The sequence below is a fragment of the Alloprevotella rava genome, assembly GCF_014195585.1.
Taxonomy (GTDB): Bacteria; Bacteroidota; Bacteroidia; order Bacteroidales; family Bacteroidaceae; genus Alloprevotella; species Alloprevotella rava.
In genome coordinates, this window is sequence record NZ_JACICA010000003.1 from 192,776 (window position 1) to 212,322 (window position 19,547).

Below are 19,547 nucleotides of genomic sequence, written 5' to 3' on the forward strand. Positions count from 1 at the left end.
TATTCTTCCTTACGTCAGAATATTGGGGCGCGAGAGAAAAATTTCAGAGATTTTCGGCAAAAGTGAAGGGGCTTTTGGCTAAATCTTGGAGCAAGTTGGACAAGTCGGACGGGTCAGACTGGTCGGACTGGTCCGATTTCTCCGACCAAAAGCTTATTCGTTCACATCCGGCAGCGTATTGTAGTCGCGGCTGTAGCGGAGCATTTGCTTGTCGTAAGGCTCGGTGTAGTCGAGTTTCACGTCAGTGATATTGCCTTGTGCGTCGCGAACGGCCGAGTAAACAGGATTGATGAAGCCCTTGTAGGGTTTGAGGTTGAGCTTGTTGTAGCGATCGAGGATTTCCTTGTGGAGCTTCGAGTCTACCTTCACGCCGTAAGTCTCCACGAGTTGGCGTGCGGCCTCATAGTCGCCCTCGCTCTTGATGCGCTGCACCTCAGCCAAGAGTTTGCCGAAGAGCTGGCGTAGAGCGGGGTAGTCGTTGATGCGAACGTAGGTTTTTCCGCCACGCTTCACGAGTTCCACCACCTTCTTGTCGCGGCCCTGCTCGTAAGCCCAGTGGGCGATGAAGGCGCGGTTGCGCATGTGAGCTTCCTCAATGTTGTTGCCCGGTTTGATGCGCACCAGCTGCGTGAGCAGGCCGTTCTGCATGTAGGTGTAGTACTGCGCTTTGTAGGCTTCAGCATCGGGCGTAAGACCAAGTTCCGTCATTTTCGGGTCGGCCACATAGTAGAGGCCGAAGAGGTCGGCGCGTCCCTCCTCGATGGTAGAGCCGTAGGCCTTGAGCGAGTCGGGGTCAGTGCCAGGAAGGAGTTTTCCCGAGCCATGGCCAAGACATTCGTGGAGGTCGGTGTGTAGATCGTCCGTGATATCGCCATAGCGATTGATGAGTTGGCGCGTAGCCTCGTCGATGACAAATTCCTTGTCCATGCCCGAGCCGTGAGCCGCCTTGCTGTAGGCATCGGTCAGGTTGCCGATGGTGACGGACTTAGAGCCGTGTTCCTTTCGAACCCAGTCGGAGTTGGGCAAGTTGATGCCGATGGCCGTTGAGGGGTAGAGATCGCCGCCGAGGATGGCCGCAGTGATGACCTTTGCGCTCACGCCTTTCACTTTCTCCTTCTTGAAGCGAGCATCTACGGGCGAATGGTCCTCAAACCATTGCGCGTTGGCACTGAGCGTTTCGGTGCGGCGCGTGGCTTCGATGTCCTTGAAGTTGACGATAGCTTCCCAGCTGGCTTTCATGCCGAGCGGGTCGCCGTAAGTTTCCGTGAAGTTGTTGGTGAAGTCCACGAGGTCCTCCGTGTTTTTGAGCCAAAGGATGGACCAAGCGTCGTATGTGCAGAGGTCGCCGGTGCGGTAGAACTCGATGAGCTTGTCGATGACGTGTTGCTGCTTCTCGGTGTCGCAGAAGGGGCGAGCCTTTTGCAGACAATCGATGATGCGCGTAATGGCCGAGCCATAGAGGCCGTGTTCGCGCCACACTTGCTCCGTGAGTTCGCCGTCCTCCTTCACCAAGCGGCTGTTAAGGCCCATCATGATGGGGTGCGGGTCGTTGATGGCCTTGCGCTGGGTATAGAACTCTTCCGCTTCAGCCTGCGTAACGCCCGGTCCGTAGTAGTTTTCGGCCGAAGTGAGGATGAGGTCATCGCCGTCCTTTTGGTTGACGCGCATGGGCATCACTTCCGGATTGAAGATGACGGGGAAGATTTCCTCATCAAGCGAGTAGTTGAGATCAGTCAGAGTCTGGCGGAGCCATTTCTCCGAGAAGCCCGGCTGGAACTTCTCCGAACCGTAATGGTGGTGGATGCCACTGGAGAACCACACCCGCTTGAGATACGTGGTGAGTTCGCGGAAATCCTTGCTGTTGCGGTCGCCGCGGTATTGCGTATAGACTGTTTCGAGCATACGCCGTATGCGCAGGTTGTAGCGTCCGTTTTGATCGAAGAGGATGTCGCGGCCTTGAAGGGCAGCCTCGCTGAGATAGTAGACGAGAGTCTTCTGGCGGAGGGTCAGCTTCTCGAAGCCTTCCACTTTGTAGCGAAGCATCTGAATGTCGGCAAAGGCCTCGTCAGTGTAGCGAAAGCCCGCCGTTTGGCTGTTAGCAGCCATGGTTGCAGTAAGCATCATTGCAGTGAGAATTTTCTTCATGTGATAGTTATTTTTAGTTGTCTCTCCAGAAATCAGGAATGAACGGGAGGAGCAGCGAGAAGATCTCCAAGCGGCCGGCCAGCATGAGGAACGAATTGATCCAAAGGGCGGCATCGGGGAGAACGTTCCAAGAATCGAGCGGTCCGATGCGGTAGCCATAGCCCGGGCCTACGTTGGAGAGCGAAGTGATACAGCAGCTCACGGAGTCCATCATGCTGAGCCCCATCGCCATGAGAGCTATGGAGCCAAACAAGGTGAGGCCGAAATAGCAGGCCACGAAAACGAACACGTTGCGAACCACGGCCGGCGGAAGGGGCTGACTGTTGATGCGGAGCGGGAAAACGGCGTGGGGATGAAGGATGAGGCGGAACTCATTGACGATGGCTTTCCATATCGTGAGGATGCGGATACATTTGATACCGCCACTCGTGCTGCCAGCACAGGCTCCCACCATCGTGATAAAGGCAACAAACATCCAGGTGGAGGGATGCCACAGCATGAAGTCTTCCGTGGTGAATCCCGTTGTCGACTGTATGGCTATGGTGTGGAACGTGCTGAGTCGGACGGCTGTTTCCCACGGGCGGTGGTCCACGAGGTGGAGCACAAGAGCCCCCACCACGGTCACACTAACGAGGATGAGCAGGAAGCAGCGCAGCTCGCCGTCCTTCCATACATCCTTCCAGCGGTGTTTTATGATGGCCAGATACAGCAACGTGAAATTGATGCTGGCAAAGAACATGAAGAGGATGAGGACGTATTCAATCTGTATAGAATCAAAGAAAGCGATGCTCGTCTGGTGGGTGGAGAAACCTCCCGTACCCATGGTGGAGAACGCGTGGCAGATGGCGTCGAACGGAGTCATGCCAACGAAATATAAGCTCACTGCGCAAGCCATTGTGAGGAAGAAATAGAGGCCTCCAATCCAGCGAGCCGTGGTGCGGATGCGTGGATGGAGTTTTCCGATGTTTAGTCCCGAGGCTTCAGCGGAGAAGAGTTTCTGTTCCCCTACGCCCATGTTTGGCAGAATGGCGATGGTGAAGAACACGATACCCACACCGCCCACCCAATGGGTCAGGGTGCGCCAGAAGTTGATGCAATGAGGGAGGGAATCGATGTTGTTGAGCACCGTGGCCCCCGTAGTGGTGAATCCGGACATGGCCTCGAAGAATGTACAGCTCACGCGACTTTCCGTGCCGCTCAGCAGGAACGGCAGCATGCCCACCACGGAGAACAAGACCCATGTGGAGCTCACTATCAAGAAGCCCTCGCGCCGCCCCATGCGGTTCTCAAATCCTCGTCCTGCAAACTTTAGCAACATGCCGCCGAGGATGCTGAGAAAGGTGGGAAGACCGAACGAGAGCAAGGCGTCTTCGTGGTAGATGTAAGCCACGCCCCATGTACCCAAGAGGAGAACGGCTTCGAGGAAAAGCAACTGTCCGAGGACGGACCAGATTATTTTGTAGTTCATATTGTTTTGTCTTGGACCTATCGAGGAGTTCCATTTAGTGAAACACCTCGAACGAAATCCTGCACTATCCACGACAAAGTTACGCCTTTTCGGAAAAAGTGCAAAATAAGGGGGCGAGGATACCTCTCCTTGCTGGAAGTCGTCCCCGCCCGTTAGTGTGTCAGAAGGAAGTTTAGTTCCACTTTTCGGTGATGGTGTAGAGCTTGTCTTCGCCCACCACGCGTGCCAGTTCTGCCTTTAGTTCGTTGGCAGCCTGCGCATTGTTGGTGCTCTGCGTGAGATAGTGACCCGGAAGTCCCTCCACCCAAACTTTCAGCACATAAACGCCGTCGAAGCTAAGGCTGTATTGCTCGATGGAGTCGTACTTGATGGGGAAATTCATAAGGAGGAGTGTGCGCGAAGCATCGAAGAAGAACGCGTTGTCGCTCACGTCATCGATGTAGTGGGACACAACCACCTCTTTCGTGATGGGACCATACTGCTCCTCAAGGGCAGCCTTCTTGCTCTCCCATGCATCGGGTTCGCGCAGGGCTTCCTCGATGGGTTTCTGCAATGTGCCGCCTTTGCGGTTGTTCCAATAATACTTCACGTAGCCACTGATGAAGAGCACGATAAGGAGTCCTACTAAAAGACCAAGGAAGAAATCTGAATACATGATTACTATGGGTGTTTTAATTAAAATATTTTCCGAGTTTATTGATGCTTCCTTCGATGCAGAAGGCCATCACCGTGTCGCCGGCCTGCAACTGTGTCATACCATTGATGAGCGACCCAACGCCATTGCGCATCATGCCGCCCAGGGTTAGAGTGGAAGGCAAATTGAGGTCGCGAACAGGGTGGCGCGTGGCGCGTGAACCTTCCTTCACCACGAGTTCCGCCACATCGGCTGCGGCAATGATGAGGCTTTTCACGTTTGTCACGTCCGACTGTAGTATGCGGTTGTAGATTTTGTCGGCGGCCAGTGTTTTTTTGTCTATAATAGAACCGATGTCGAGGCTCTGGGCCATCGTCACATAGTTGGAATTGTCAATCAAAGCCACAGTCTTTCTCACACCGAGCTTTTTGGCGTTCAAGCAACTCAAAACGTTCTCCGAACTGCTCGAGGTTGTGGCCACAAAGGCTTGTGCCCGATGGATGCCCTCTTCTTCGAGCAGGTCGATATTGCGGCCGTCTTCGTTGATACACATGATGCGGTTGTCCTCATAGAGCGACTGGAGATGCTCGATGCGGCGCGGGTCGCTTTCGAAGACTTTTGCGTGCATATAGTCGGGGAGGAAAGCCAAGGCTCTCTCCGTGGTGTTGCCGCCGCCCAAGAAGAAAACGTTGCGCACATCGGGATAATCCTGTTTTCCGGCAATCTCTTTGATGTAGCTCGCCTCGAGCTCCGTTGTCATGAAGTAGACCACATCCTGGTCGAGTAGGCAGTCGTTGCCGTGGGGGATGATGGTGTCCTCTTTACGCTTGATGGCCACAACGTGGTAGGGGCTGTCGGGCTTGGAGATATCGCGAAGCGGCACGTTGAGAATCCTAGCTCCCGTTCTCACTTTGATGCAGAGCAACACAAGCTGATCGTTGAGCATCGGAATCCACTGGCGGGTCCAGCTGCGGCGGATGTTGTCCATGATTTCCTTACCAGCGGCCATTTCGGGATAGATAATGCTGTCCACACCCGTCCGACTGAAGAGCTCGCGGTTGCTCTCGAGCGCGTACTCATGGTTGTTCACGCGCGCCACTGTTTGCTTTGCCCCTAACTGCTTGGCCAGCATGCAAATGGTGAGGTTGTGTGCCTCGTCGGGAGTAACAGCGATGAAGAGGTCTGCATTGCGCGCTCCAGCATCACGAATCACATGGATGGAGGATGGGTCATCGTTGAGGGTGAGAATATCGAAGTTGTTACCAATGTCCATCAGTCGGGCCATATCTTCATCAATGAGCGTGATGTCATGGTTCTCCAACGAGAAAAGTTTGGCCAGATGAGTTCCTACTGAGCCTGCACCGGCAATGATAATTTTCATAATCTTATATAGAATGAGTCGTGCGCTCCTCTTTCATGGAGAAGTGCGTTCCTATAATCTTCTTTTTATTTCGCGGACAATGCTGTCCTTGTCGAGCCCTACGATGCGGTAGAGTTCGTCCACGCTGCCGTGCTCCACAAATTCGTCGGGCAAACCGAGGCGATGGATGCGCGCGGGCAAGTCGTGGTCATCCATAAACTCGAGTACGGCACTACCCATGCCTCCAACTCTTGTTCCGTCTTCGATGGTGATGATGTGGCTGAAGCGACGGCCCACTTCTGTCAGCAGCTCCTCGTCGAGGGGCTTGAGGAAGCGCAGGTCGTAGAGCGCGATGGTCTTATCCGTCTCTTTCTCCACTTCAGCAATGGCATCGGCAGCTGTGTTGCCGAGTGGGCCAATGCTGACGATGGCCAGATCGGCTCCGTCCTTGATTTTGCGCCCTTTGCCAACGGGCACCTCCTCCAGCGGACAGCGCCAGTCCGTCAGGCGGCCGCTTCCGCGGGGGTAGCGTATCACGAAAGTTCCCTTGCCGGGCAACTGTGCCGTGTACATGAGGCGGCGCAACTCTTGCTCGTCGTAGGGCGAGGCGATGGTCAGATTAGGGACGGGACGCAACGCGGCCATGTCGAACACACCGTGATGCGTAGGTCCGTCAGCTCCCACGATGCCGGCACGATCCAGACAGAGCACTACGGGCAAATTCAAGATGGCAGCATCGTGGATGATGTTGTCGTAAGCGCGCTGACTGAAGGCGCTGTAAATGTTGCAGAACGGAATCATGCCTTCCTTGGCCATCCCCGCGCTGAAGGTCATGGCGTGGCCTTCGGCAATGCCCACATCGTAGGCGCGGCGGGGGAGGGCTTTCATCAGAATGTTCATGGAGCACCCCGTGGGCATGGCGGGCGTCACGCCGATGATTTTCTCATTCTGCTGTGCCAGTTCCACCAAGGTTTCGCCAAACACATCCTGGAATTTGGGCGGTTGGTTGGCGTCACTCTGCTCCACGCGCTCACCGCTGTCGGGATCGAACTTTCCGGGAGCATGCCAAACGGTGGGGTCGTCTTCGGCGGGGGCTAAACCCTTGCCTTTGGTGGTGTGAATGTGGAGTAACTTCGGTCCGCCCATGTCTTTGATGCTGCGGAGCGTGCGTACGAGTTCTATTACGTTGTGTCCGTCCATCGGACCGAAATAGCGGATATTCATGCCCTCGAAGATGTTCTGCTGATTGGCTATCAGCGACTTCAGGGCGTTGTTGAAGCGAATGGCGGCACGCCGGCGGTTCTCATTGAGCCAGCCCCATTTGTAGAGCAAGCGAGAAAGGCGGAAGCGCAAACTGTTGTACTTGCTGCTCGTGTGCAGATGCAGCAGGTATTCCTTCATGCCGCCCACGGAACTGTCGATGCTCATGTTGTTATCGTTCAGAACGATGAGCATATTGTTGGGCGTGTCGCTGGTGTTGTTGAGGCCTTCAAAGGCCAAACCGCCACTCATGGAGCCATCGCCGATTACGGCCACTACATGGCGGTCCACTTCGCCCTTCTTCAGCGCAGCCACGGCCATACCTAAGGCTGCCGAGATGGAGTTGGAAGCATGACCGCAGGTGAATGTGTCGTATTCGCTCTCGGTGGGCGTGGGGAACGGACAAATGCCGTTGAGCTTTCGATTGGTGTAGAAATTGTCGCGGCGGCCTGTCAAGATTTTATGACCATAGGCCTGGTGTCCTACATCCCACACAATGCGGTCGTAGGGGGTGCTGAACACATAGTGGAGGGCTACGGTGAGTTCCACAACGCCCAGGCTCGAAGCGAGATGCCCCGGGTTGTGGGACACTTCCTCGATGATGTCGGTGCGCAACTCTTCGCAAACGGCGGGAAGTTCCTCAACGCGCAACTCTCGAAGGTCAGCAGGTGAATTTATTTTGGATAAGTACTTAAACTTAGGCATTTCTAATGTCTTTTTATGCCCCAAATGTAGTGTAAAGCCAGGGAAATGCAAAAAGAAACGTTCTTTTGTGTGCTTTCCTCTGCTCCTTCCTGCTGATAAGGAAGAGGAGGAAATCGAGAGGAATAGGCTGAGAAAAGAGGCTAACTTCGTGTTGCCCACCTTGTTTCTTCTCTGCGTCCTGATTGGGGAGAGATGGAAAAATAGAATAAGGCTGTCAGCTCACGCCCTTATTGTGTCAGCTGACAGCCTTATTCTATCCGCCAGCATCCTTATTGTATTTTTCAGTGCTGTCAGAGTGGGAGGCTGATGGTAGGGAAAAAGAAAACAGCTGCACGGTGTTGTCACCGTGCAGCTGTTGGAGTATTAAGAAATAAATGTGACTTTCTTATTTGTTGATCTGCTTCTTGCCGTTGCTGATATAGAGGCCTTTGAAGGTCTTGCTAACGCGGCGGCCAGAGAGGTCGTAGCGCGGAGCATTCTCATCGGCAGTAGTTGCAGTTTCTGTCGTTGCGATGCCTGATGTTGTACCAACCTTGGCAGCGTTGGAGAAGCGAGATTCGCCCTTGTCGTAAACGGCTGTTACGGTGTAGGTATATTGTCCACCGCCCACAGTGTCTGTGAACTGATTGCCTTGAACCGGTGTGCTGTTCAGCTTAACGCCATCGCGATAGATGTTGTAGCCCACGAGTGTCAGCTGTTGTGCTGCTGAAGAGTCGGGCAAGAAGGTGATGTCGTCAATGAGTGTGGCGAAACCATCCTTGCTGGATGCCACGATAGCAAAGTATTTAGCACCCTCGGGCAGGTTGTATTCTGCCTTAGCCCAGTCTGTCGGAACCACATGAGCGTCAGCAATCAGCTGGAAGTCGGCGCGGTTGAAGCCCGTAGTAGAGTAGTACACGCTGTAAGTCTCGTTGTTCTCGGCCTTGAATGCCTTTTCCCAGAGCGAGATGGTCTGCGCCTTACCCGGAAGTTCGGGAGAAACGAGCCAGTTCTGCGTCACGGCGCGCGGAGCACCGAAGGAGATGAGCAGCTTGTCGCCGCTGTGTCCCTTCCAACCTGGACCGCTGGCAGGAGTTGTTGCTGAGTAGTTGAACACCGTCCATGCCTGGCGGTCGCCCATACCGGGGAAGGTGGATTCGTTAAAGCCGTAAACGGTGTGGTTGTCTACATCGTAGAGCGACCAGTCGCCAATGTTCTTGTACGTGAAGTCGTCGTAGTTTTCGAAGCTTTCAGTGACAGGTTCGTCCTGTGTGCGCGGTGCGTTGGGAGTTCCCCATGTCAGCTTGTTGTTTGTACCAGCAACAGCTTGCAGTTGTTTTGCTGCGGGGTAGGAAGGATATTTCACGCTGACGCTAACCGTGTCGGTCGTGTTGTCCGTCAGATCTTGGTCAGCTGTATATTCCACCTTTGCGTAGAGGTTGGCCACATCGCCTAAGTCGCGCTGCGGAGTGAACGTTAGCGTATTTTCCACCTTGTTACCTTGAGCAACGGCAGCGCCCTTCATGCTTACCAAACGCTTGTCGCCGTTGTAGAGTACCACATCATAGTCGTTGACATCTGTAGCACCGATATTGGTCACGCTCACAACAACAGATGCGGGGAGGTCGACACGCAGATGAGCGGGAGCTTCAGTAAGCTCTGCCTTGAGGTCGTTGTCCTTGCGATCCACCAAGCTGATGTTGTCGAGGTAGATATTGCTTGCATTGCTCTGACCCTTATAGTCGAAAGCCAGCTGGATGAATTTGCTGCCCACAAACTGCTTCAGAGACAACTCCACCTTTACCCACTGACGCGTTACAGTGGTCTTCATCGGGATGGCCTTGATGGTATCGAGGGCTGCATAGTCCTTAGAAACCGACACAACCAATGTGTCCTCAGCTTGTGTGTGAGTCTTGTAGTAGAATGTCAGCATCGGTTCTTTGGCAGTGCCAAGATCAATCAAACCGCTCTCCAAGCGCGACCATTCTCCGTCGAACATCGGCGTGAAAGCGATAAAGCCGCGGTCAGCGTCTTGTGAGAAACTTCCTTCGTCGGCCAGCGGAGTCCAACGAACACGATTGTTGTAGTCGACCAACCAGAAGTTGGACATCTTACCATTCTTGAAAGATTCGTACATCGGCAGCGTGTAGGGCTTACCCGTTACCACCATCTTTGAGTATGTCACCTTTCCTTCGCCTGCTTCGTTCTTCGGCGTGATGCTGTAGTAGAGCAATTCCTGCTGTTCAGGCACTGTGGGCGTGTCCTCATAGGTGTTAGCCGTCAGCGTGGAGGTAAGTTCTGTGGATTTTCCACGCTTCAGTGTGTAGGTGATGCTTGCGGGATTCACATAAGCACCATTAGCGCCTGTTGTCACTTTGTCCCAAGCGAGCTGCGCCTTACCGTTGGCATAAGTCAGATTGAGTTTGGCAACGGCAGCAGGTACATCAATACCCACAAATGCGCTCACGCTCACTTCCGAACCCTGACCTTGTGCGTTGGACGGTACGAGCTTGTAGGTCGTTGTACCATTGGGGACATTGGTGTCAGTATAGCTCAGTGCGCTACCTGGCAGCGGGTTTTCAAAAGTATGAACGAGCTGGTCGCCACGATAAACTTCAATCTTCGTCAAGCTCGTGAGAACGCCGCCCGATTGGTCGGTGCTGGGCGCGGTGAAGTTGATAACGGCAGAGTTGCCACCGTTGGCAGCGGGCGTAACCGTTGCGTTTGTTACGCCTGTGGGAGCTCCGGCAGCGAGTTGTTCCTTGAGTTCTATACTATATATATACAGCGCACCTTCGTTGAACTGGAAAGCGGTGTTGAAGTGCCAGCCAATGTTGTATTCGCCATCGGCAGGAACAGAGAAAGAGGTTGTCACCGTAGCTTTCTCAATGAAATCTTCCGGGGCTTCCTTTTCTTCTACGAGCGTCTTAGTCATATCGTCCACCGTAGTGCCTTGACCGATTTTCACTTCGTAGGTTTCCTTTGCATTCTGCGACTCTCCGCTCACAACAAAGGCCAGAGAATAGGTCTTACCAGCTTTGAGCGCTACCTTAGGACTGAACAACCAGTCGTCAGCCTGTATCGTGCGCGAACAAGAAGCTGCCTGAGAAATGAGATTAAACTTGAAGGCTTGATCGTCTGTGTTTGCGTCAAGCACTGTGAAGCATTCGAAAGCGGATTCCTCTTCGAACGTCTGTGTCCACGGCAGCGTAATATTTTGCGCTTGTAGGGCCAGTGGAAGCATCATCATTGCTACTATAGTACTCCTCATGACAAAATGGATTTTGAGTTATAAATAGAAAATTTTGCGGCAAATATATTAAATACTATGAATAATGCCTAACAAAATGGGATTATTTAGTTTAAGAAGTGAGTTTTTGCGCCTTTCGGTCTTTTTAGCTTTTGCTTTTTTCTGTTTGAGAAATTCATATAGAAGAATAATCTACTTGTATACTTCTGTAGGATGTGGATTTTTCTGTGGGGTATTTTTCTTCTTTATATAATAGGTGCTGACCAACAAAAAGTCCGCAGCACCCACTAAAGGTGTTGCGGACAGAGTTTTTTATGTTGATTTGTATTTATTGCCTAAGAGGAAATTCCAACTCTCTATGGCGAAGTGTTTCTTTCTTTGTGGCCCTCATTCCTTGTTGAGGAGCTCTTTGAGCGCACAGCCCTGAGCGTGACACGTTTCACATTTCTTTTTGTTGTGCCGATGCTCAAGAATCTTTTTTGTCAGCACGCCCACCACGATAGCCACGATGAGCAGTAGCAAGAGAATACTTTGTAGATTCATACGACGAATGTGTTAGAAAATAAAAAGAGCAAGGCCGTAGGCTATGAGAGCGCACAGCCAAGCGATAGCCGTTTGCCAGAACACAAGACCAATGGCGTAGTTGCGCCCCATTTCTTGCTTCACGGTGGCGATTGTTGCCACACACGGCGTGTAGAGCAAAGAGAAGACGAGCAGGGAGATGGCCGCAGGGAAAGCCAATGCAGCGTGGAATCCCGTAGTGTTGCCAAAGAGCACCGTCATGGTGGCCACCACGCTCTCCTTTGCCATGAAGCCGGCAATGAGGGAAGAAACAAACTTCCAGTTGCCGAAGCCCAACGGACTAAAGATGGGGGCAATCAGATTGGCGATATGCGCCAGCATACTTTGTTCGGAATCGGTCACAGCGTTCAGACCGAAGTCGAACGACTGGAGAAACCATATCAGAATTGTTGCCACGAGGATGATGCTAAAGGCGCGCTGGATGAAGTCCTTCGTCTTGTCCCAGATGAGGCGCAAAACGCTCTGCGCACCAGGCAAACGGTAGTTGGGAAGCTCCATAACAAATGGTACAGCCTCGCCGCGGAACGCTATCTTCTTCATGATAAGCGCCACGATGATACCCACCAAGATCGACAGTAGGTAAAGCCCCGTCATGATAAGGCCGCCGTTGTGGGGGAAGAAGGCCGCGATGAAGAAACCATAGATGGGGAGCTTGGCAGTGCAACTCATGAACGGCGTCAGCATCACCGTCATGCGGCGGTCGCGTTCGGAGGGCAGCGTTCGGGTTGCCATCACGCTCGGAACGGAGCAACCGAAGCCCATCAGCAGGGGAACGATGCTTCGCCCAGACAAGCCAAGCTTTCTCATACTCTTGTCCATGACGAAGGCTATACGTGCCATATAGCCGCTGTCCTCCAGCATGGAAAGGAAGAAGAAAAGAATGATGATGATGGGTAAGAAACTAACGACAGTGCCCACACCCGTGTAGACACCTTGGATGATCAAATCGTGGAGAATGGGGGAGACGTTCCAAGCAGTAAGGGCTTGATCGCTCACTTCGGTAAACCAGTCGACACCCTCTTGTAACCAATCCTGAAGTGTAGTTCCGAGGAGGTCGAAAGTAATGTAGAAGATACCCGCCATAATGAGGAGAAAGGCTGGAAAGGCTGTCCAACGCCCCGTGAGGATGGTGTCGATGCGCCTGCTGCGGGCGTGTTCTTTGCTCTCCTGCGGCTTCACCACCGTGTCGGCACATGCTGACAGAATGAAGCTGTAGCGCATATCGGCAATAGCGGCCGCGGCATCGAGTCCGCGCTCTTCCTCCATTTGTTGGCGTATGTGTCCCATCATTTCCTCCTCGTTTTTCTCCAGTTGCAGGGCTTTGTTCACGAGCGCATCGCCTTCGAGGAGTTTCGTGGCGGCGAAGCGTGCCGGAATTTGTGCCTTCTCGGCGTGGTCGTAGATGAGATGCGTCATGGCGTGAATGGCGCGATGCACCGCACCTCCGTGTTCGTGAGCACCGCAGAAGTCCTGACGCGCAGGGCCTTCGTTGAATTTTGCCACATGAAGGGCGTGTTCCACGAGTTCTGCCACACCCTCGTTTTTCAGTGCTGAAATCGGGATAACGGGGATGCCCAAGCGACTTTCCAACTCATTGACGAGAATCGTTCCGCCGTTGTTGCGCACCTCGTCCATCATGTTGAGCGCCAGGACAGTGGGGATGCCCAGTTCCAGAATCTGCATTGTCAGGTAGAGGTTGCGCTCAATGTTGGACGCATCCACGATGTTGATGATGCAAGTAGGGTGGACGTTGAAAATAAACTCTCGGCTCACGATTTCCTCATTGCTGTAAGGCGATAGCGAGTAGATGCCGGGCAGGTCGGTAACGGTGGCTTCGGGGTGGCCTTTGATAGTCCCAGTTTTCTGGTCTACTGTCACGCCAGGGAAGTTACCTACGTGCTGATTGGCGCCCGTCAGTTGGTTGAAGAGCGTAGTTTTTCCGCTGTTTTGATTACCCAAGAGCGCAAAGGTCACTTTCTCGTTAACGATATGTTTGTGTTCGCCCTTGCGCCCCTCCAGCGGGTTCATTTCGCCATAGCCCGGGTGAGCCTCCTCATGCCCGTAGCTGGCGCTGAAGTTGTGTCCGCTCTTCAGAGGTTCAGGGTTTTCTTGCAGCTCTATATCGATTTTCTCAGCATCTGCCAGTCGGAGCGTCAGTTCGTAGCCTTGCACGAGCAGCTGCATAGGGTCGCCCATTGGCGCATATTTCACTAATTTCACATCAATCCCTGGAATAACGCCCATGTCGAGGAAGTGCTGGCGCAGTGCGCCCTCTCCTCCCACAGCTGTCACCCGTCCGGTTTGACCTATATTGAGTTCTTTTAATGTCATGATTGTTATGTTTTGAAAAAGCAAAGTTACGCGTGTTTTTTCATACCTGCCATACCGCGTTTAGGGGATGGTAGCAAAAAATATCCTTATTGTGTCAGCTGGCTTCCTTATTGCGTCAGCTGATACAATAAGGAAGCCAGCTGACAGCCTTATTGTATTTTTGAGTCAGAGCCAGCTGGCTTGAAGAGTGTCGGACAGGTCAGACTGGTCGGACTGGTCCGACACTCTTCTGCTCTTATTCCTGATTTTCTTTTTTCGGGAGGCTGTATTGGCGGAGACGTTTCAAATCATCGCTTTCGCCCACCAGCCAGATGGTGTCGCCCGCATGGATGACACGGTCGGCCGAGGGGAGGTCGATAGCATTACTCGTTTCGTCGTCATTGTCGAAGCCTACCACCAGGCATTGGAAGTCCGTGCGGATATTTGCCTCGAAGAGGTCTTTGTCGCAGAGCGGAGAACCCGTGTGAATGGTGAAATGGTCGATGTCGAGGTGATGCTTCCTATCGTTGGGCGTGGCCTCTGCAATTTCACTATTCATTCGTTTCGACAGATTGTGGAGGCTCTCGTCATCGCCTATCACCTCTATGCGATCGCAAGGAAAGAGCATGGTTTCACCGTCGGGGATATTGATGCGACTGTTGCCGCGGATGATGGCCGCAACGTGCACACTGTCGCGATGCCCCAGTTGGAGTTCGCGCAGCGTTTTCCCGCCCCAGCATGAGTCTTCGGGCAGTGCAAGTTCGGAGAGGTGGACATCATGCTTTTGCAACGTGTTGGCATAGCCTGGACGGCGCGATGCCGCGTGTATCTCACGTGAGCGCAGATTGGTGGTGAAGGTACGCTCTAAGCGGATAGAAATGAGTTTCACCCACAGCGCGAAATGGTTGTGGACGGCAAATTTCTCCAGCACAAAGGAGAGCGTGAGGACAACTGCACACAGGGCGTTCCAGTACCAACGCAGCGGGCAGAGAAATTCGATGATATAGAAAATTCCAGCAGTGGCAATGGCGAAGCGGATAAGCACAGTGATATTGAAGAGAATGAGATTCATCGTGGAGTGCTCCCTGCGCCACTCTTCCACCTGCGGAGAAAAGTATTTCTTCGTCACAATGGGGCGTAGGAAAATGCTCACGCCCACATAGGTAATGATGCCGCTCAAGATGTTGCCTGCCCAGTGGCCAAAGATACCGCGAGAGAGAGGGAGTACCGTGGAGAACGAGATGGCAACAAAGGCGGCCGACAAGACGAGGTACGCTCCCGTGATGATGAGCTGACTGGTCAGCATTTTCTTCCAAGGGTGTGCAGATTTTTGCTTTTCTAATGCTGCGCCTCGCTGCTCCAAACGGCGCGTGACAGTATGGGGCAAAAGCCGCTGTACGAACCCATAAGCAGGTTCAGCCAACTTGATGAGGTAGGGGGTGGTGAAAGTGGTGATGATACTTACTGCCACCACCACGGGATAGAGGAACTTGCTCGTCACGCCTAAGCTGACGCCAAGGCTGGCAAGGATGAATGAAAACTCACCTATTTGGGTGAGCGAGAAACCGCATTGCATACTCACTTTGAGCGTGTGGCCAGAGAGCAGGAAGCTCAGCGAGCCGAAGAGAGTCTGCCCGATGATGATGGCCAATACGATGACCACGATGGGTTGCCAATAGGCCACAAGAATAGAGGGATCTACCAACATACCCACGCTGACAAAGAAAATGGCACCAAAGAGGTCTTTGACGGGAGCTACTACGCGCTCAATGCTTTCTGCCTCGATGGTTTCGGCCAAGATACTACCCATCATAAACGCACCAAAGGCCGAAGAGTAGCCGGCTTTGGTGGCGAGAACTACAAGGAGGAAACACAGGCCCACGCTTACGATGAGCAGCGTTTCCTTGCCGATCCATTTTGAGTTGCGCCGTAAAACGAGCGGAACAATAAAGATGCCCACCACAAACCAAAGCACGAGGAAGAAGCCGAGCTTCAAAAAACTTTCGAGGAGTTCTGTGCCTTCAAACTGGCTGCTGACGGCCAAAGCCGAGAGTATCACCATGAGCAAGATGCCCAAGATGTCCTCCAAAATGAGTACGCCCAGTACGACGTTGGCAAACTTCTTTTGTCGCAAGCCTAACTCGTCGAGGGCTTTATAAATGATAGTTGTGGACGACATAGCCAGCATGCCGCCTAAGAAAAGGCTGTTCATGTGGCTCCACCCGAAGCTGCGCCCTACGAGAGAGCCTATCGTAATCATAAACGTGATGACGCTCACCGCCGCAATGATAGGGCGAAGTCCCATTTTCACAATCTTCTTGAAAGAGAACTCAAGGCCGAGGGTGAACATGATGAAGATGACTCCGATACTCGACCATGTGTCGATACTGCTTGTGTCGGACACGGTGGGTACCCAAGTCATGTGAGGGCCTGTGAGAAAGCCGGCCAGAATATAGCCCAGAATGAGGGGCTGCTTGAGGCGCTTAAAAAGAAGGGTGGTGATTCCGGCTACAATCAGAATGAGTGCAAGATCGGATACGAGTTGTGGAAGTTCAGACATAGGAAGAAAAAAAATGAGCCTCAACTGTTTGTTAGCAAAGGTTGAGGCTCTATGAGGAAAAGTTTCTTATTCGTTGAAGTTGCCCACGATGCGGCAGATGTTCACTACTACTTCCATCGCTTTTTCAAGGTTGCGGATGGGGAGGAACTCGTGAGGACCGTGGAAGTCGAGCCCACCGGCGAAGATGTTCGGACAGGGCAGCCCGCGGAAGGAGAGTTGTGCACCATCTGTTCCGCCTCGGATGGCTTGGATGCGAGGACTGACGCCCGCTTCCTCCATGGCCTTGATGGCTATGTCCACTACGTGGTAAACGGGGTCTATCATCTCCTTCATGTTCTTGTATTGATCGTGGATGTGGATACTGACAGTGCCTTCGCCATACTTCTCATTGAGCTGCGCTGCCACTTCCTTAATAGTGCGTTTGCGGGCTTCGAATTTCGGAGCATCGTGGTCGCGAATGATAAAGTGCATCGAGGCTTTCTCACAACCTGACTCAATGCCAAGGCAATGGTAGAAACCTTCGTATCCCTCTGTCTGTTCGGGGATTTCGTCCTGCGGAAGGAGGTTCATGAACTCTACGGCAACGCGCGTTGCATTGACCATTTTGTTCTTGGCATAGCCTGTGTGTACGCTGACGCCTTTGATTTCTACTTTTGCTGCAGCGGCGTTGAAATTCTCAAATTCCAATTCGCCAATGTCGCCGCCGTCCATCGTGTAGGCCCATTCGCAGCCAAACTTTTCAACGTCGAACTTGTGAGCACCTAAGCCGATTTCTTCATCGGGATTAAAGCCCACGCGGATTTTGCCGTGCTCGATTTCGGGATGTTCCTTGAGATAAACCATTGCCTGGACAATTTCGGCAATACCTGCCTTGTCGTCAGCACCCAGCAGGGTGTGGCCGTCGGTCACAATGAGATCTTCACCGATATGTTGGCGGAGTTCAGGGAAAACTTTAGGACTTGTGACAAGACCTCCCTTTTCCAACTCGATATCTCCACCGTCGTAGTTCTTAACAATATGCGGTTTGATATTAGCTCCCGAGGCGTCGGGACTGGTGTCCATGTGGGCAATGAAACCTACCACGGGGGCGTCCTTCTTAGTATTGGCTGGGAGTGTGGCATAGAGATAGCCTTCGTCAGTCAGTTCTATGTCTTCCAAACCAATCTCCTCGAGCTGATCGCGCAGGAAGCGCGCAAAGACAAGTTGCTTGTCCGTACTCGGCGTCTTACCCGTGTCTTCGGCAGATTGCGTGTCGAATGTCGTATATTCAAGAAATCTTTGAACAATATCCATATTTTGACGTTTATTTATATGCTTTTTGCAAAAATAGAAATTATTTCTTACTTTTGCCTACAAACAACTTGATTTTATACTAATGGAAAAAATAGACTTCATGCGAGAGGCTGTCCGTCTCTCTGCTGAGAATGTGAAGAATGGTGGTGGCCCATTTGGTGCCGTAATCGTAAAAAATGGTGAGATTATTGCCACAGGTGTCAATCGTGTTACAGCCAACAACGACCCTACGGCGCACGCCGAAGTGAGTGCTATCCGCGCTGCCGGACAAAAGTTGGGCACGTTCGACCTTAGTGGCTGCGACATTTACACGAGTTGCGAGCCTTGCCCCATGTGCTTGGGAGCTATTTATTGGGCACATCTCGACCGTATGTATTATGCTTGCAATAAGGACGATGCAGCGGATGCTGGTTTCGACGATTCTTTCATTTATAAGGAATTGGAAATAGATCCCAAAGACCGTCGTCTGAAGTCGGAGAATCTTCTCCGTCCCGAAGCACTTAAAACTTTTGAAATGTGGAAAGAAAAGGGCGACAAAGTAGAGTATTAAAATTAGAATCACAGTAACACATTCCGAGGAGTAATCAGTAGAGAGCAACGCCCCGGCGGCTCATGCTGATTGCTCCTCTTGGTGTATTTCGGGATAACAAATACAAACTAAATCTTTTATGAAACAAAAACCTAATTTGAATTTCTGGAAGCTCTGGAATCTTAGTTTTGGATTCTTCGGCGTACAGATTGCTTATGCCCTACAAGGGGCTAATATCTCACGCATCTTTGCCACGCTGGGGGCAGACCCTCATAGCTTGGGGTACTTTTGGATTCTGCCTCCGCTGATGGGACTTCTTGTCCAGCCCATCATTGGTACGCTGAGCGACAAAACGTGGACGCGTTTCGGCCGCCGCATTCCCTATCTTTTCGTAGGCGCTGCTTTTGCCGTAGCCGTGATGTGTTTGTTGCCCAATGCGGGTTCGTTCGGTCTCACCATTGGTGGAGCGATGATTTTCGGCTTGATAGCATTGATGCTCCTTGATACGTCCATCAATATGGCTATGCAACCCTTCAAGATGTTGGTGGGTGACATGGTCAATGAGAAACAAAAAGCCAGAGCCTATTCCATCCAAAGTTTTCTTTGTAATGCCGGCAATGTGGTAGGTTTTGTCTTTCCTTACGTTTTTGCATGGATAGGACTGAAGAACCAAGCTCCCAAGGGCGTTGTGCCTGATACAGTCATTTGGTCGTTCTATGTAGGTGCAGCTATCTTGATTCTCTGTGTTGTTTACACGGTTTTGAAGGTCAAGGAATGGACACCTGCTGAGTATGCGGAGTATAATGAAGCCAAGGAAGAGGTGAAAGAGGAAAAGGCCGACTGGCTGACGCTCTTGAAGAATGCTCCTGCCACGTTTTGGAAAGTAGGCCTTGTTCAGTTTTTTTGTTGGGCTGGTTTCCTTTATATGTGGAATTATACGCCAGGTGCAATCTCCGAAACAGTTTGGAATACGACGGATACCAGTACGCATGCTTACCAAGAAGCTGGAAACTGGGTGGGTATTCTCTTTGCCGTTCAAGCTATGGGAAGTGTGGCTTGGGCGCTTGTCTTGCCCCGTTTCCGCAACACGAAAGTGGCTTATGCCATCAGTTTGGTGATTGCCGGAATAGGTTTTAGTATGGTGCCGTTCATCCACGACCAGTATCTGCTCTTCGTTCCGTTCCTTCTGATTGGTGCTGGTTGGGCTGCCATGCTCGCTATGCCGTTTACATTTGTCACCAACGCCCTGCAAGGTTACGGTCACATGGGTGCATATCTCGGTCTCTTCAATGGAACGATCTGTGTGCCGCAGATAATTGCCGCGACCGTTAGTGGATATGTCCTGACGCTTGTTGGTTCTCACCAGAGCAATATGATGTTCGTGGCTGGTATCTTCCTCTGTCTCGGCGCTCTCTGTGTTTCTTTCATTCGAGCAGAGAAGTAGCTCATCCTCTCTTTTGCACATCACACAT

12 protein-coding genes are annotated in these 19,547 nt (G+C 52.2%); 2 read left to right on the forward strand and 10 right to left on the reverse strand.

Annotation, left to right across the window (positions count from 1 at the left end; all coding sequences use genetic code 11):
- Positions 1 to 153 precede the first annotated feature (153 nt).
- The 10 genes from FHS60_RS04315 to pepT form a co-directional block, all read right to left on the reverse strand.
- Entirely contained in the window at positions 154 to 2,145 is a 1,992-nt protein-coding gene (locus tag FHS60_RS04315) for a dipeptidyl-peptidase 3 family protein (protein ID WP_183695514.1), read from the reverse strand.
- Positions 2,146 to 2,158: 13 nt separating this feature from the next.
- Positions 2,159 to 3,613 carry a TrkH family potassium uptake protein gene (locus tag FHS60_RS04320; RefSeq protein WP_183695516.1) on the reverse strand — a complete coding sequence of 485 codons (1,455 nt, stop codon included), beginning with the start codon at positions 3,611 to 3,613 and terminating at the stop codon, positions 2,159 to 2,161.
- A 172-nt stretch (positions 3,614 to 3,785) separates the two neighbouring features.
- Positions 3,786 to 4,268 carry a hypothetical protein gene (locus tag FHS60_RS04325; protein WP_183695518.1) on the reverse strand — a complete coding sequence of 161 codons (483 nt, stop codon included), beginning with the start codon at positions 4,266 to 4,268 and terminating at the stop codon, positions 3,786 to 3,788.
- Between the two features lie 16 nt (positions 4,269 to 4,284).
- Positions 4,285 to 5,628, reverse strand: a complete 1,344-nt coding sequence (trkA, locus tag FHS60_RS04330; protein ID WP_183695520.1) for a Trk system potassium transporter TrkA — start codon at positions 5,626 to 5,628, stop codon at positions 4,285 to 4,287.
- Between the two features lie 51 nt (positions 5,629 to 5,679).
- Entirely contained in the window at positions 5,680 to 7,572 is a 1,893-nt protein-coding gene (gene dxs / locus FHS60_RS04335) for a 1-deoxy-D-xylulose-5-phosphate synthase (RefSeq protein WP_183695522.1), read from the reverse strand.
- Between the two features lie 385 nt (positions 7,573 to 7,957).
- Positions 7,958 to 10,822, reverse strand: a complete 2,865-nt coding sequence (locus tag FHS60_RS04340) for a choice-of-anchor J domain-containing protein (RefSeq protein WP_244957428.1) — start codon at positions 10,820 to 10,822, stop codon at positions 7,958 to 7,960.
- 366 nt (positions 10,823 to 11,188) lie between these two features.
- Positions 11,189 to 11,344, reverse strand: a complete 156-nt coding sequence (locus FHS60_RS04345; RefSeq protein ID WP_183695524.1) for a hypothetical protein — start codon at positions 11,342 to 11,344, stop codon at positions 11,189 to 11,191.
- A 12-nt stretch (positions 11,345 to 11,356) separates the two neighbouring features.
- On the reverse strand, positions 11,357 to 13,714 hold the full coding sequence (feoB, locus tag FHS60_RS04350) for a ferrous iron transport protein B (RefSeq protein ID WP_183695526.1): 2,358 nt from the start codon (positions 13,712 to 13,714) through the stop codon (positions 11,357 to 11,359).
- Positions 13,715 to 13,949: 235 nt separating this feature from the next.
- A complete protein-coding gene (locus FHS60_RS04355; RefSeq protein WP_183695528.1) occupies positions 13,950 to 16,253 on the reverse strand; it encodes a cation:proton antiporter in 2,304 nt (767 codons plus the stop codon).
- 66 nt (positions 16,254 to 16,319) lie between these two features.
- Positions 16,320 to 17,546, reverse strand: a complete 1,227-nt coding sequence (gene pepT / locus FHS60_RS04360; RefSeq protein WP_183695530.1) for a peptidase T — start codon at positions 17,544 to 17,546, stop codon at positions 16,320 to 16,322.
- An 82-nt stretch (positions 17,547 to 17,628) separates the two neighbouring features.
- Here pepT and FHS60_RS04365 point away from each other — a divergent pair, with 82 nt between their 5' ends.
- Together FHS60_RS04365 and FHS60_RS04370 are read left to right on the forward strand one after the other, a co-directional pair.
- Positions 17,629 to 18,096, forward strand: a complete 468-nt coding sequence (locus FHS60_RS04365; RefSeq protein ID WP_009346992.1) for a nucleoside deaminase — start codon at positions 17,629 to 17,631, stop codon at positions 18,094 to 18,096.
- A gap of 118 nt (positions 18,097 to 18,214) precedes the next feature.
- Entirely contained in the window at positions 18,215 to 19,519 is a 1,305-nt protein-coding gene (locus tag FHS60_RS04370) for an MFS transporter (protein WP_183695532.1), read from the forward strand.
- Positions 19,520 to 19,547: the final 28 nt, after the last annotated feature.